Here is a 12,193-nt window from a genome sequence, read left to right as displayed (position 1 = left end):
ACCCCCCGTTTCAGGTCCCGGCGATATGTTATGAGATTTCCGAAAGGCGCAAGACTCTTCGCGCCCTGAGAGAGCGCGAGTCGCAAAATATGAGTTTTGCTCCGCGATCCTTAACGTTTCCTATTCGCGCTAGTCACGCATTAAGGCTGTGCTTGCGCGCAAAGGTCACAGGTAGCGGCGCGGATACAACACCCAGCCGACGAACCGGTTCCCCTTAGAGACGAAAATTACTTGATCAGCTTGGCGGCGTTCATGACCGCCTTGATGTGGCCGGGGACCTTCACCTTGCGCCAGACCTCGCGGACGACGCCCTCACGGTCGATCAGGAAGGTCGAGCGGTCGATGCCCATGTACTTGCGGCCATACATGCTCTTCTCGACCCAGGCGCCATAGGCCTCGACGATATCGCCCAGCGGATCGGCCGCCAGCTCGATGGTCAGGTCGTGCTTCTTGCGGAACTTGGCGTGCGAGGCGGCGCTGTCCTTGGAGATCCCGACGATCACGGCGCCCAGCTTCTGGAATTCCTCGACTTCCGACGAGAACTGCAGCGCCTCGGACGTGCAGCCGGCGGTGTCGTCCTTCGGGTAGAAGTACAGGACGATGTTCTTGCCCTTCAGGCCCGACAGGCTGACGCGACCGGTGTCGGTCGGCAGGTCGAAATCGGGAGCCTTGTCGCCGGGCTGCAGCATCGAACGCTTCTCCACCATGGGAATCCGTCATCCCGGCCCTTGGCTACGCCACGGCCGGGATGACAATCAACTAGCTAACTAAACAGGCTTCACCAAGACGATCTTCTTCTTGCCGGCGGCCAGCTTGACCACGCCTTCGACCAGGTCGACCGAGGTGATGACGCGGTCGGCGCTGGCCTCGGCCTTGTCGTTGACCTTCAGGCCGCCGCCCTGGGCCAGGCGACGAGCCTCGCCGCGCGAACCGGCCAGGCCGGCGTCGGTGAAGAGCGCCGCCAGCACGATGCCGGCGTCCAGGTCAGCGGCCGGAACCTCGAAGGTCGGCAGGTCGGCCGAGAGCGCGCCTTGCTCGAAGGCCTTCTCGGCGGCGTCGCGGGCCTTGCGGGCTTCCTCGTCACCGTGGGCCATGCGCGTGGCCTCGTCGGCCAGCACCTTCTTGGCGTCGTTGATCTGGGCGCCTTCGAGGGCTTCCAGCTCGGCGATCTTCTCGAGCGGCAGGTCGGTGAACAGCTTCAGGAAGCGGCCCACGTCGGCGTCCTCGGTGTTGCGCCAGAACTGCCAGTAGTCGTAGGGCGAGAGCTGCTCGGCGTTCAGCCACACCGCGCCAGCCATGGTCTTGCCCATCTTGGCGCCCGAGGCGGTGGCCAGGAGCGGCGTCGTCAGGCCGAAGGCGGCTTTCTGGTCGACGCGGCGGGTCAGCTCCACCCCGTTCAGGATGTTGCCCCACTGGTCCGAGCCGCCCATCTGGAGCACGCAATTGTACTTGCGGTTCAGCTCCAGGAAGTCGGTGGCCTGCATCAGCATGTAGTTGAATTCGAGGAAGGTCATCGGCTGCTCGCGCTCGAGCCGCAGCTTGACCGAGTCGAAGGCCAGCATCCGGTTGACCGTGAAGTGCACGCCGTAGTCGCGCAGGAACTGCACGTAGCCGAACTTCGAAAGCCACTCGTCGTTGTCAACCATGATGGCGTCGGTCGGGCCGTCGCCGAAGGTCAGGAACTTGGCGAAGACCTGCTTGATGCCCGCGATGTTGGCGGCGATGTCGGCGTCCGACAGCAGCTTGCGGCTCTCGTCCTTGCCAGTCGGATCGCCGACCTTGGTCGTGCCGCCGCCCATCAGTACGATGGGCTTGTGACCGGCTTGCTGCAGGCGGCGCAGCATCATGATCTGGATCAGGCTGCCGACGTGCAGGCTGGGCGCCGTGGCGTCGAAGCCGATGTACGCGGTGACGATCCCGCCGGCAGCCGCGGCGTCCAGCTCATCCGGGTGGGTGATCTGATGGATGTAGCCGCGGGCCTCCAGGGTTCGCAGGAACTCTGACTTGAAGGACGAGGCGGCGGACATGGATCGACTCTCTGATTGACTTGGCGGGCCGTCTAGCACGGCGGGGCCTGAATGTGAGGGTTTCATTTCGGACTCCGGGGAGGAAGCCGGAGCGCATGATCGACTGGAAGGAAGCGACCCCGGCGAGGCGGGGCAAGCGACGTGTCTGGTCGGCCTCCCGCTATGGCAGCGGGCGGTAATAGGGGCGGGCCAGGACGAAAGCGTCGATCATGGGGCCTAGCTACCGTTTCGCGACCATGGCAGTCAACGTTCCCATGAAGATCCTGGGATTCATGACCGGCACCTCGCTGGATGCGGTCGATATGGCGGTGCTCGAGACCGATGGCGTCGAGATCCAGGGCTTCGGCCCGGCGGGCGAGCGCAAGCTGCGCGAGGCGACCCGCGACCTGCTGTTGAAGACCACCGACATCGCTCGCGCCTGGCCGCGCGACGAGCCCGAGCCGGCGATCTTCAATGATGCCCGCAAAGCCGTCGCTGACGAACACTTCCACGCCGCCGAGAGCTTCCTGAAGGAGCACGGTCTGTCGTGGGGTGAGTTCGACCTGCTGGGCGTCCACGGCCAGACGGTGCTGCACGAGCGGCCCAATTCGGAGCGCGTCGGCCGTACGGTGCAGCTGCTGGACGCCGAGCGCCTGGCCAGGGCCTGCGGCCGCCCGGTGGCCTTCGACTTCCGCACTGCCGACGTGGCGGCCGGCGGGGAGGGGGCGCCGCTGGCGCCGATCTACCACGCTGCCCGCGCCCGGGCCTCGGGTCTGGCCGCGCCGGTGGCGGCGCTGAACATCGGCGGGGTGGCCAACATCACCCTGATCGGCGCGGACGGGTCCTTGCTCGCCTTCGACACCGGCCCGGGCAACGGCATGATCGACCTGATGCTGCAGGAGCGCGGGATCGCTCGCTTCGACCAGGACGGCAAGCTGGCCTCGGTCGGCCGCGTGGACGAACTGGCGCTGAACGCTCTGCTGTCGAGCCCCTATTTCGACGCACCGGTCCCCAAGTCGCTGGACCGCTACGACTTCTCGCTGGAGCCGGTGGCGCGTCTGTCGGTCGAGGACGCCGCCGCGACCCTGGTGGCCTTCACCGCCGAGGGCGTCTTCCGCGCCTTCGCCCAGGGCGGCGAGACGCCCAGCGCCCTGATCGTTTGCGGCGGCGGTCGGCACAATCCCGCGATTATGAAGACCCTGGCCGATCGCGCCCCGGTCCCGGTGAAGTCCGCCGAGGACTACGGCTGGCGCGGCGACGCGATCGAGGCCGAGGCGTTCGCCTATCTGGCGGCGCGGACGGCGAAGGGGCTGCCGATCAGCTTCCCAGGGACCACGGGCGTGAAGGCGGCGATGACGGGCGGGCGGATCGTTACGCCTTAGGCGCTAGTGCAGCTTCAACCGCCCCGATACCCGCTGCTGTAGCAGCCGCGCCAGCGCCAGGGTCACCGTCCGCCCCAGGCCCAGGATCGCCCGGTGGTGGTCCAGGTGCAGCGACATGTAGGCCAGCTTGGCCACCAGGCCTTCGATGAAGAAGTTCGGCCCGCCCAGGCCGCCCATCAGCGCGCCGACGCCCTTGTTGTCGCCCAGCGACACCAGCGAGCCGAAGTCGCGATAGACGAACGGCGCCTCGATCCGGCGCTGGGCCAGGCGCGCCAGCAGCGCCTTCTCCAGATAGCTGGCCTGCTGGTGCGCGGCTTGGGCGCGGGCCGGGATCGTCCGGCCGTCCTTCCACGGCGCGGCGGCGCAGTCGCCCAGGGCCCAGGCGTCGGGCGCGGAGGTCTCCAGGTGGTCGTTGACCACGAACTGGTGGCCGCCATTCGTCTCCAGGCCGAAGCTCGTATTGGTCTCGGCGGCCTTGATGCCGGCGGCCCAGACGATCAGGTCGGCGGGGATGTCGCCCTGGCTGGTCTCCAGTCGATCGGCATGGACGGCCAGCACCTTGGCGCTGGTCTTCACTGCCACGCCTTTGCGTTCGAGCGCAAGCGTGGCCTTGTCGGCGATCTTCTGCGGCAGGCCGTTCAGGATGCGCGGCGCGGCCTCGACCACGGTGATGTCCAGTCGGAAGCGCTGCTCGTCACCGAGACTTCCGAGAAGCTCGCGGTGCGCCTCGATCAGCTCGGCCGATAGCTCCACGCCCGTCGCGCCGCCGCCGACGATCGCGACCCGCATGACTTTCTCGGCCGAGAACGAGGCCCTGGTGAAGGCCGCCAGCAGCCGCGCGTGGAAGGCCTCGGCGTCCTCGGTGCGCTCCAGCAGGTGCGCCTGCTCCGCGCCGGGCGTGCCGAACAGGTTCGAGCCGCTACCGATCGCCAGGACGCCATAGGTGAAGCTGATGACGCGTTCCGGCGCCAGGACCTGTCCGTCGTCGCCGGTGATCGCCTTCAGGGCCAGGCGCTTTGCGGCCGGATCGAAGGTCTCCAACTCGCCGAGCAGGAAGTTGAAGCCGTTGCTGCGGCCCAGGATCGAGTACGAGATGCCTTCCTGGTGGACGTCCAGCGTGCCGGCCGCCACCTCGTGCAGGGTCGGCTTCCAGATGTGGAAGCTGGAGCGGTCAATCAGCAGCACCCGCCGCTTGCCGTTGCGGCCCCCGAGTTTGCGGCCCAGCCGCGACGCCAGTTCCAGCCCGCCGGCGCCACCGCCGACGATGACGATGTCGTAGTGCATCACCGTCTCCAGTTATATTCATCAATCAGTGAATATATAGGATGGCGACCCGCGTTACGCCAGCGCCGTCTTGACGCACCGCACAACGAAAAAGGCCTCCCCGGAGGGAGGCCTTCTGAAATCGTCTAGATTGGGTTTTCCGCCAGGCGCTTATCGAGATAGTCGCTGACGCTCTTCTCGACGCTGGGCAGATGCTCGGCCCAGAAGTGAGTGGCCTTGTCGATGACCTCGTAGTCGATCGTGATGCCCTTCTGGGTCCGCAGCTTGGTGACCACGCGCTCCACCTCGACCGGCGGGGTGATGGTGTCGGCCGAGCCCGTCAGGAACAGACCTGAGGCCGGGCAGGGGGCCAGGAAGCTGAAGTCGTACATGTTGGTCGGCGGCGACACCGAGATGAAGCCGTCCGTCTCCGGACGACGCATCAGCAGTTGCATGCCGATATAGGCGCCGAAGTCGAAGCCGGCGACCCAGGTCTGGCTGGCGGCCGGGTTCGAGGTCTGCAGCCAGTCGAGCGCGGTGGCCGCGTCGGCCAGCTCGCCGATGCCTGCGTCGAACTCGCCCTGGCTGCGGCCCACGCCGCGGAAATTGAAGCGCAGGGTCGCGAAGCCACGCTTCATGAACAGGTGGTACAGCTGCACCGACACCGGGTGGTTCATATGACCGCCGGCCTTCGGGTGGGGGTGCAGGATCAGCGCGATCGGCGCCGTTTCGGTCTTGCCCGGAGAATAGCGACCTTCGATCCGGCCGGACGCGCCGGTCAAAATCACATCAGGCATATCGTCCCCTTTAGCTGGCGACGGTCCGTTTCCGGCCCTTTTTCGGGGGCAGAATACTTGACCGCTGCGCTTGGTCTTCCTAAATCGCGAACCGCACAGCGGGCTGGAGGGCCCGCGCGCGAAGTCGCGGCTTGTAGCACACGCAAAAGCCGATGCGCGCGGAATCTGCAAGGGGTAAGGCATGCGCCTGAGCACCAAAGGTCGATACGCGGTCATGGCGATGACCGACCTGGCCAAGCGCCAGGACGAAAGCGAGGGTCGCGCCGTGGCCCTGGCAGAGATCGCCGCGCGCCAGCAGATTTCGCTGTCCTATCTGGAACAGCTCTTCGCGCGCCTGCGCCGCAAGGGCCTGGTGATCAGCGCTCGCGGCCCTGGCGGCGGCTATCGCCTGGCCAAGGCGTCGACCGAGACCTTCATCTCCGACATCGTGCTGGCGGTCGACGAGCCGCTGCGCGCCACCCGCTGCGGCTTCACCAAGGGCCAGGCCAAGGGCTGCATGGCCGGCGGCGAGCGCTGCATGACCCACGGCCTGTGGGAAGAGATGGGACGCCAGATTCATGGCTACCTCGCCAGCGTGTCGGTGGCCGATGTCCTGGCGGGCAAGCTGCGTCCAGCCGCGCCCATGGAGATCGCGGCCGAGTGAGCATCACCCGCACATCGGTCTATCTCGACTACAACGCCACGGCCCCCATGCGGCCGGAGGCGAAGGAAGCGCTGCTGCGCGCCCTGGAGAGCCCGGCCAATCCCTCGTCGGTCCACGCCGCCGGTCGCGCCGCGCGCGACGTGGTCGAGCGCGCCCGCGCCGAGGTCGGGGCCCTGGTCGGCGTGCCCGCCGGCTCCGTGACCTTCGTCAGCGGCGGCACGGAAGCCAATGCGCTGGCCATCCAGAGCGCCAAGGTCGACCGCATCATCATTTCCGCCATCGAGCATGACGCGGTGACCGAAACCGCCAAGGTTTCGGGCCTGCCGGTCCAGATCCTGCCGGTCGATAGCAATGGCGTCGCCGACTTGGCTTGGCTTGCCGAGGCGCTCGAAGCGCCGGGCAAGGCCCTGGTCTGCCTGATGCTGGCCAATAACGAGACCGGCGTCATCCAGCCGGTGGCGGAGGCTTCCGCCCTGGTCCGCGCCAAGGATGGTCTGCTGCACGTCGACGCCGTCCAGGCGGCCGGCAAGATCGCGGTCGATTTCTCCGCCCTCGGCGCCGACACGATGGCGCTGTCGGCCCACAAGCTGGGCGGGCCTCAGGGCGTCGGCGCCCTGGTCGCCGGAACCCGCGCCACGGTCACTCGTCGCCAGCACGGCGGCGGTCAGGAGCGCGGCCGTCGGGCCGGCACCGAGAACGTCGCGGGCATCGCCAGCTTCGGCGCGGCCGCCCGTGTGGCGCAGGAAAGCCTTGCCTCGACCGCCGAAACGTCCCATTGGCGCGACGCCCTGGCTGAACGGGTCAAGGCGCAAGGCGCGGTCGTGCTCGGGGAGGGCGCGGATCGCCTACCCCAGACGTTGTGCTTTGCGGGCGAGGGCTTCGGCTCCGAGGTCCAGGTCATGAACATGGACCTGGCCGGGGTCATGGTCAGCGCCGGCAGCGCCTGCTCGTCGGGCAAGGTCAAGGCCAGCCGCGTGGTGGAAGCCATGGGCCGGTCCGATCTGGCCCCGTTCGCCCTGCGTGTCAGCGGCGGCTGGGCCAGTACGGAAGACGATTGGATCAAGTGCGGCGACGCCTGGCTCGCCGCCTGGAAGCGTATCGGCGCCCGGCGCCGGGAGGTGGCGTAGTGGCCGCGGTCAAGGAAACTGTCGAAACCGTCGCCGCGCTCGAGAAATACGAGCACGGCTTCACGACGGACATCGAACAGGAGTTCGCACCCAAAGGGCTGTCCGAGGACATCGTCCGTTTCATCTCGGCCAAGAAGGGCGAGCCGCAATGGATGCTGGACTGGCGGCTGGAAGCCTATCGCCGCTGGCTTGAGCTGGAAGAGCCGACCTGGGCGAAGGTGAGCTTCCCCAAGATCGACTACCAGGACAGCTACTACTACGCCGCGCCCTCGACCAAGGAAGGCCCCAAGAGCCTGGACGAGGTCGATCCCGAGATCCTGGCCGTCTACGCCAAGCTGGGCATCCCGCTGAAGGAACAAGAGGTTCTGGCCGGCGTCGAAGGCGCGCCGCGTTATGCCGTGGACGCCGTGTTCGACAGCGTCAGCGTCGTCACGACCTTCAAGAAGGAGCTGGCGGCGGTCGGCGTCATCTTCTGCTCGATGAGCGAGGCGGTTCGCGAGCATCCGGAACTGGTGCGCCAGTACCTTGGCTCTGTCGTGCCGACCTCGGACAACTATTTCGCCTGCCTCAACAGTGCGGTCTTCTCCGACGGTTCGTTCGTCTACATCCCGCCGGGCGTGCGCTGCCCGATGGAGCTGTCGACCTATTTCCGGATCAACGCCAAGGACAGCGGCCAGTTCGAGCGCACCCTGATCATCGCCGACAAGGGCGCCTACTGCTCGTACCTGGAGGGCTGTACGGCCCCGATGCGTGACGAGAACCAGCTGCACGCGGCCGTGGTCGAGCTCGTCCTGCTGGACGACGCCGAGATCAAATATTCGACCGTCCAAAACTGGTATCCGGGCGATCCCGAGACCGGCAAGGGCGGCATCTACAACTTCGTCACCAAGCGCGCCGACTGCCGTGGCGACCGCTCCAAGGTGTCGTGGACCCAGGTCGAGACCGGCTCGGCCATCACCTGGAAGTATCCGTCCTGCGTGCTGCGCGGCGAGGGCTCGTCGGGCGAGTTCTACTCGATCGCCGTGACCAACGGCCATCAGCAGGCCGACACCGGCACCAAGATGATCCACCTGGGCGCCAATACGAAGTCGCGGATCGTCGCCAAGGGTATCAGCGCCGGCAAGTCGACCAGCACCTATCGCGGCCTGGTCTCGGCCCACCCGAAAGCCAAGGGCGCGCGCAACTTCACCCAGTGCGACTCCTTGCTCATCGGCAAGGACTGCGCGGCCCACACCGTGCCCTATATCGAGGCCCGCAACGGCCAGTCGGTGTTCGAGCACGAGGCGACTACGACGCGCCTGTCGGACGACCAGCTGTTCTACTGCCAGCAGCGCGGCCTTTCCCAGGAAGAGGCCGTGGCCCTGCTGGTCAACGGCTTCGTCAAGGACGTGCTGCAGCAACTGCCCATGGAATTCGCCGTCGAGGCCCAGAAGCTGGTCGCGATCAGCCTGGAGGGCAGCGTCGGATGATGCTTGTCGCCCTCTACCAGCCGGTCGGCATCGAAGAGCTGCAGTACATCCGGGCGTCGGGCTGGAAAGAGTTTCCGGAGCACGATCCCGAACAGCCGATCTTCCGCCCGGTCGCCAGCGAGAGCTATGCAGCCCTGCAGGCCCGGAGCTGGAACGCGGCGCACAGCACCTATCGGCGCGGCTATGTCGTGCGGTTCCACGTCACGGCGACGTTTCTGAAGGCCTACGACAACAAGATCGTCGGTACGCCAGGCCACGAGGAATACTGGATCCCCGCCGAGGATCTTTCGCTTCTAAACGCGGCCATCCAAGGCCAGATCGCTGTCGCCGGCACCTTCGCGGGTGGCGACGCGGAATACAGAAAAATCGACGAGACCCATGCTTAAGATCCAGAACCTTCACGCCCGCGTCGAGGACAAGCCGATCCTGAAGGGCGTCACGCTGGACGTGCCGGCCGGCGAGGTCCACGCGATCATGGGCCCCAACGGCGCCGGCAAGTCGACCCTGTCCTACGTGCTGACGGGCCGTGGCGGCTACGAGGTCACCGAAGGCGCGGCCGAGCTGAACGGCGACGACCTGCTGGCGTTGGAGCCCAACGAGCGGGCGGCCAAGGGCCTGTTCCTGTCGTTCCAGTATCCGCTTGAAATCCCGGGCGTTCCGGCCCTGACCTTCGTGCGCACCGCCCTCAACGCCCAGCGACGCGCGCGTGGCGAGGACGAAATCGCCGCTCCGGCCTTCCTGAAGCTGGCCAAGGAAAAGGCCGCTTCGCTGAAGATCGACTTCGACATGCTCAAGCGCGGCCTGAACGTCGGCTTCTCGGGCGGCGAGAAGAAGCGGATGGAGATCTTCCAGATGGCGATGCTGTCGCCGCGCTTCCTGATCCTGGACGAGACGGATAGCGGCCTGGACATCGACGCCCTGAAGATCGTCTCCGAAGGCGTCAACGCCCTGCGCTCGCCCGAGCGCGGCATGCTGGTCATCACCCACTACCAGCGCCTGCTGGACTACATCAAACCCGACAAGGTCCACGTTCTGGCCGCCGGCCGCATCGTCGCCTCGGGCGGTCCGGAACTGGCCCTGCAGCTGGAAGCCGAAGGCTACGACCGCTACGTCGGGGCGGCGGCTTGACCCTCGCCCTCAAGACCAGCGCTTCAACCACGCTGCCCTCTCGGCGAGACGAGGACTGGCGCTGGACCGACCTGCACGGCCTGCTGCGGACCCTGCCGGCGCCGTCGCCGCGCATCGCCGACTCCGTGCAGCCTGGTGGTCCATTCAAGGGCTTGGCCAAGGCTGAACTGGTGATCGCCAACGGCCGCCACAACCGGTGGCCGGGCAAGGATAGTAAGACTGTCGAGTTCTTCGAGCACCAGTCGCCGGATAACCCTTACACGCCCGATGAGCTGCCGATGGCGGCAATGGCTGCTGAACTAGCGCTTGAGCCGCCGGTCTCGATCATCCAGTTCAATGGGGACGACGTTGCGCTGGTGCGCCTAGTCACCGACGCAGACGCGACCTCGCACCACGCCCGGGTCGGCGTCGTGGTGAAAGCAGGCGTCAGCGCGACCTTGCTGGAGAGCTACGAAGGGAAGGGGGAGCGTTACCTATCCAACACCCTGCTTGAGATCATCGTGGAAGGCGGTGCAAGCCTGGAGCGGATTGTGATCGCTGAGGATGCGGAAGAAGGCGTCAGTGTCAGCACGGCGGTTGTTCGGGTCGCCCCCGGCGCCAAGTTCGCTCAGACCGTCCTGACCTCCGGCGCGCGCCGCCAGCGGATCGAGACGCGGGTCAGCCATCCGGGCGCCCACGCTCATGTCCGCCTCGACGGCGCCTATCTGCTGGACGCCCAGCGTCATGCCGACCAGACCACGGTCGTCACCCACGCCGGAGTCGACGGAACCACCAGCCAGCTGACCAAGGGCATGGTCACCGACCAGGCGCGCGGCGTCTTCCAGGGCCGCATCGTGGTCGCGCAAGGCGCCGACCAGACCGACGCGCGCATGGGCCACCACGCCCTGATCCTGTCGGACAAGGCCGAGGTCGACGCCAAGCCGGAACTGCTGATCTTCGCCGACGACGTCAGTTGCGCCCATGGCAACACGATCGGCGCGCTCGACGAGAACGCCCTGTTCTATGCCGAGCAGCGCGGCATCCCGGAAGCCGAGGCCAAGGCCATGCTGACCGTCGCCTTCGTCGGTGAGGTGGTCGACCGCATCGAGCACGAGGGGGCGCGCGAGATCGCCGCCGCCTGGGTGGCCCGCAAGCTGGGGAGCGTCGCGTAATGGCCTTCGACGCGCCCTTCGACGTCGCCGCGATCCGCGCGCAGTTCCCGATCCTGCAGCGCACCGTGCACGGCAAGCCGCTGATCTACCTGGACAGCGCCGCCAGCGCCCAGAAGCCCGACGTGGTGCTGGACGCCATGACCGGCCTGGCCCGCACCTCCTACGCCAACGTCCACCGCGGCCTGCACACGCTGGCGAACGAAACCACGGAAGCCTATGAAAAGGCCCGCGAAACCGTCGCGAACTTCATCAACGCCGACACCAACGAGGTCGTCTGGACCAAGAGCGCCACCGAAGCGGTGAACCTGGTCGCGGCCTCGTTCGGCCTGGGTCTGAACGCCGGCGACGAGATCGTGATCTCCGAGATGGAGCACCACGCCAACATCGTGCCGTGGCACTTCCTGCGCGAGCGCAAGGGTGTGGTCCTGAAGTTCATCCCGGTGCTGGACGACGGCTCGCTGGACATGGAGGCCTTCAAGGGCCTGCTGTCGGAAAAGACCAAGATGGTCGCCGTCACCCACATGTCGAACGTGCTGGGCACGGTCAACGACGTCGCCGAGATCGTCCGCTTGGCCCACGCGGCCGGCGCCCCGGTGCTGCTCGACGGCTGCCAGGGCGTGGTCCACACCAAGGTCGACGTGAAGGCGCTGGACGTCGATTTCTACGTCTTCAGCGGCCACAAGCTCTACGGCCCGACCGGCATCGGCGTACTCTACGGCAAGGCCGAGCGCCTTGCCGCCCTGCCGCCTTACCAGGGCGGCGGCGAGATGATCGGTTCGGTCAGTCTCGATAAGATCACCTACGCTGACCCCCCGCACCGCTTCGAAGCCGGCACCCCGGCGATCCTGGAGGCCGTCGGCCTGGGCGCGGCGATCGAGTGGCTGAACGGCCTGGATCGCGACGCCATCTTCGCCCACGAGCACGCCCTCTATGAGCGCGTCGCCGAGCAGCTGCGCGGCGTCAACGGCGTGCGGATCCTGGGCGAGGCGCCCGGTAAGGGCGCGGTGCTGTCGTTCACGGTCGAGGGCGCCCACGCCCACGACATCGCCCAGGTGCTGGACCGGTATGGCGTCGCCGTTCGCGCCGGCACCCACTGCGCCGAGCCCCTGATGCGCCGTTTCGGCGTTACGTCGAGCGCGCGCGCCTCCTTCGCCCTATATAACACCGAGGCCGAGGCCGACGCGTTCGTCGACGCGCTGGCCAAGGCCCGCAGTTTCTTCAGTTGAG

General features: G+C 67.0%; 13 protein-coding genes. 8 read left to right on the top strand and 5 right to left on the bottom strand.

The features are described 5' to 3' along the window. Window positions 1-227 precede the first annotated feature (227 nt). The 3 genes from AC07NN_RS08745 to AC07NN_RS08735 all read right to left on the bottom strand — a co-directional run bounded on the left by AC07NN_RS08745 (window position 228) and on the right by AC07NN_RS08735 (window position 2,238). Window positions 228-689 carry a peroxiredoxin gene (locus AC07NN_RS08745; RefSeq protein ID WP_494640053.1) on the bottom strand — a complete coding sequence of 154 codons (462 nt, stop codon included), beginning with the start codon at window positions 687-689 and terminating at the stop codon, window positions 228-230. A gap of 78 nt (window positions 690-767) precedes the next feature. Continuing rightward, window positions 768-2,093 carry a tyrosine--tRNA ligase gene (tyrS, locus tag AC07NN_RS08740; RefSeq protein ID WP_494639634.1) on the bottom strand — a complete coding sequence of 442 codons (1,326 nt, stop codon included), beginning with the start codon at window positions 2,091-2,093 and terminating at the stop codon, window positions 768-770. Window positions 2,094-2,187: 94 nt separating this feature from the next. Next, window positions 2,188-2,238, bottom strand: a complete 51-nt coding sequence (locus AC07NN_RS08735) for a hypothetical protein (RefSeq protein WP_024265744.1) — start codon at window positions 2,236-2,238, stop codon at window positions 2,188-2,190. Window positions 2,239-2,281: 43 nt separating this feature from the next. On the opposite strand from AC07NN_RS08735, the gene AC07NN_RS08730 reads away from it, so the two are divergent. Beyond that, on the top strand, window positions 2,282-3,388 hold the full coding sequence (locus AC07NN_RS08730; RefSeq protein WP_494639632.1) for an anhydro-N-acetylmuramic acid kinase: 1,107 nt from the start codon (window positions 2,282-2,284) through the stop codon (window positions 3,386-3,388). A 3-nt stretch (window positions 3,389-3,391) separates the two neighbouring features. Here AC07NN_RS08730 and AC07NN_RS08725 read toward each other — a convergent pair whose 3' ends face one another. Further along, the gene (locus AC07NN_RS08725) at window positions 3,392-4,672 is read right to left on the bottom strand and encodes an NAD(P)/FAD-dependent oxidoreductase (RefSeq protein WP_494639630.1); all 1,281 of its coding nucleotides are present in this window, start codon (window positions 4,670-4,672) and stop codon (window positions 3,392-3,394) included. 125 nt (window positions 4,673-4,797) lie between these two features. Continuing rightward, entirely contained in the window at window positions 4,798-5,448 is a 651-nt protein-coding gene (locus AC07NN_RS08720; protein WP_004615265.1) for an alpha/beta hydrolase, read from the bottom strand. A 181-nt stretch (window positions 5,449-5,629) separates the two neighbouring features. Between AC07NN_RS08720 and AC07NN_RS08715 the strand changes: the two genes are divergently transcribed. From AC07NN_RS08715 to AC07NN_RS08685, 7 genes are read left to right on the top strand one after another with little or no spacing between them, the layout of a single operon-like run. Further along, window positions 5,630-6,091: an Rrf2 family transcriptional regulator gene (locus AC07NN_RS08715; protein ID WP_494639628.1), complete on the top strand. Its 462-nt coding sequence runs from the start codon at window positions 5,630-5,632 to the stop codon at window positions 6,089-6,091. Beyond that, on the top strand, window positions 6,088-7,218 hold the full coding sequence (locus AC07NN_RS08710; protein ID WP_494639626.1) for a cysteine desulfurase family protein: 1,131 nt from the start codon (window positions 6,088-6,090) through the stop codon (window positions 7,216-7,218). The genes AC07NN_RS08715 and AC07NN_RS08710 overlap by 4 nt, the downstream gene beginning before the upstream one ends. Further along, the gene (sufB, locus tag AC07NN_RS08705) at window positions 7,218-8,687 is read left to right on the top strand and encodes a Fe-S cluster assembly protein SufB (protein ID WP_494639624.1); all 1,470 of its coding nucleotides are present in this window, start codon (window positions 7,218-7,220) and stop codon (window positions 8,685-8,687) included. The genes AC07NN_RS08710 and sufB overlap by 1 nt, the downstream gene beginning before the upstream one ends. Then, on the top strand, window positions 8,684-9,073 hold the full coding sequence (locus AC07NN_RS08700; protein ID WP_494639622.1) for a hypothetical protein: 390 nt from the start codon (window positions 8,684-8,686) through the stop codon (window positions 9,071-9,073). The genes sufB and AC07NN_RS08700 overlap by 4 nt, the downstream gene beginning before the upstream one ends. Continuing rightward, window positions 9,066-9,815 carry a Fe-S cluster assembly ATPase SufC gene (sufC, locus tag AC07NN_RS08695; protein WP_494639620.1) on the top strand — a complete coding sequence of 250 codons (750 nt, stop codon included), beginning with the start codon at window positions 9,066-9,068 and terminating at the stop codon, window positions 9,813-9,815. The genes AC07NN_RS08700 and sufC overlap by 8 nt, the downstream gene beginning before the upstream one ends. Beyond that, window positions 9,812-10,966 (top strand): Fe-S cluster assembly protein SufD, encoded by a 1,155-nt coding sequence (gene sufD, locus AC07NN_RS08690; RefSeq protein WP_494639618.1) that lies wholly within the window; start codon window positions 9,812-9,814, stop codon window positions 10,964-10,966. The genes sufC and sufD overlap by 4 nt, the downstream gene beginning before the upstream one ends. Beyond that, window positions 10,966-12,192: an aminotransferase class V-fold PLP-dependent enzyme gene (locus AC07NN_RS08685; protein WP_494639617.1), complete on the top strand. Its 1,227-nt coding sequence runs from the start codon at window positions 10,966-10,968 to the stop codon at window positions 12,190-12,192. The genes sufD and AC07NN_RS08685 overlap by 1 nt, the downstream gene beginning before the upstream one ends. Window position 12,193 lies beyond the last annotated feature (1 nt).

The sequence above is a fragment of the Caulobacter sp. GW821-FHT09H08 genome, assembly GCF_059415885.1.
The sequence above is the reverse complement of the archived record's forward strand: the minus strand, read 5'-3'. Positions and strand labels throughout refer to the sequence as shown.

Bases quoted from the DNA above. Each gene is read 5' to 3' on its own strand.
- AC07NN_RS08745 (WP_494640053.1), bottom strand. From the start codon at position 689: ATGCTGCAGCCCGGCGACAAGGCTCCCGATTTCGACCTGCCGACCGAC.
- tyrS (WP_494639634.1), bottom strand. From the start codon at position 2,093: ATGAAACCCTCACATTCAGGCCCCGCCGTGCTAGACGGCCCGCCAAGT.
- AC07NN_RS08730 (WP_494639632.1), top strand. From the start codon at position 2,282: ATGAAGATCCTGGGATTCATGACCGGCACCTCGCTGGATGCGGTCGAT.
- AC07NN_RS08725 (WP_494639630.1), bottom strand. From the start codon at position 4,672: ATGCACTACGACATCGTCATCGTCGGCGGTGGCGCCGGCGGGCTGGAA.
- AC07NN_RS08720 (WP_004615265.1), bottom strand. From the start codon at position 5,448: ATGCCTGATGTGATTTTGACCGGCGCGTCCGGCCGGATCGAAGGTCGC.
- AC07NN_RS08715 (WP_494639628.1), top strand. From the start codon at position 5,630: ATGCGCCTGAGCACCAAAGGTCGATACGCGGTCATGGCGATGACCGAC.
- AC07NN_RS08700 (WP_494639622.1), top strand. From the start codon at position 8,684: ATGATGCTTGTCGCCCTCTACCAGCCGGTCGGCATCGAAGAGCTGCAG.
- sufC (WP_494639620.1), top strand. From the start codon at position 9,066: ATGCTTAAGATCCAGAACCTTCACGCCCGCGTCGAGGACAAGCCGATC.
- AC07NN_RS08685 (WP_494639617.1), top strand. From the start codon at position 10,966: ATGGCCTTCGACGCGCCCTTCGACGTCGCCGCGATCCGCGCGCAGTTC.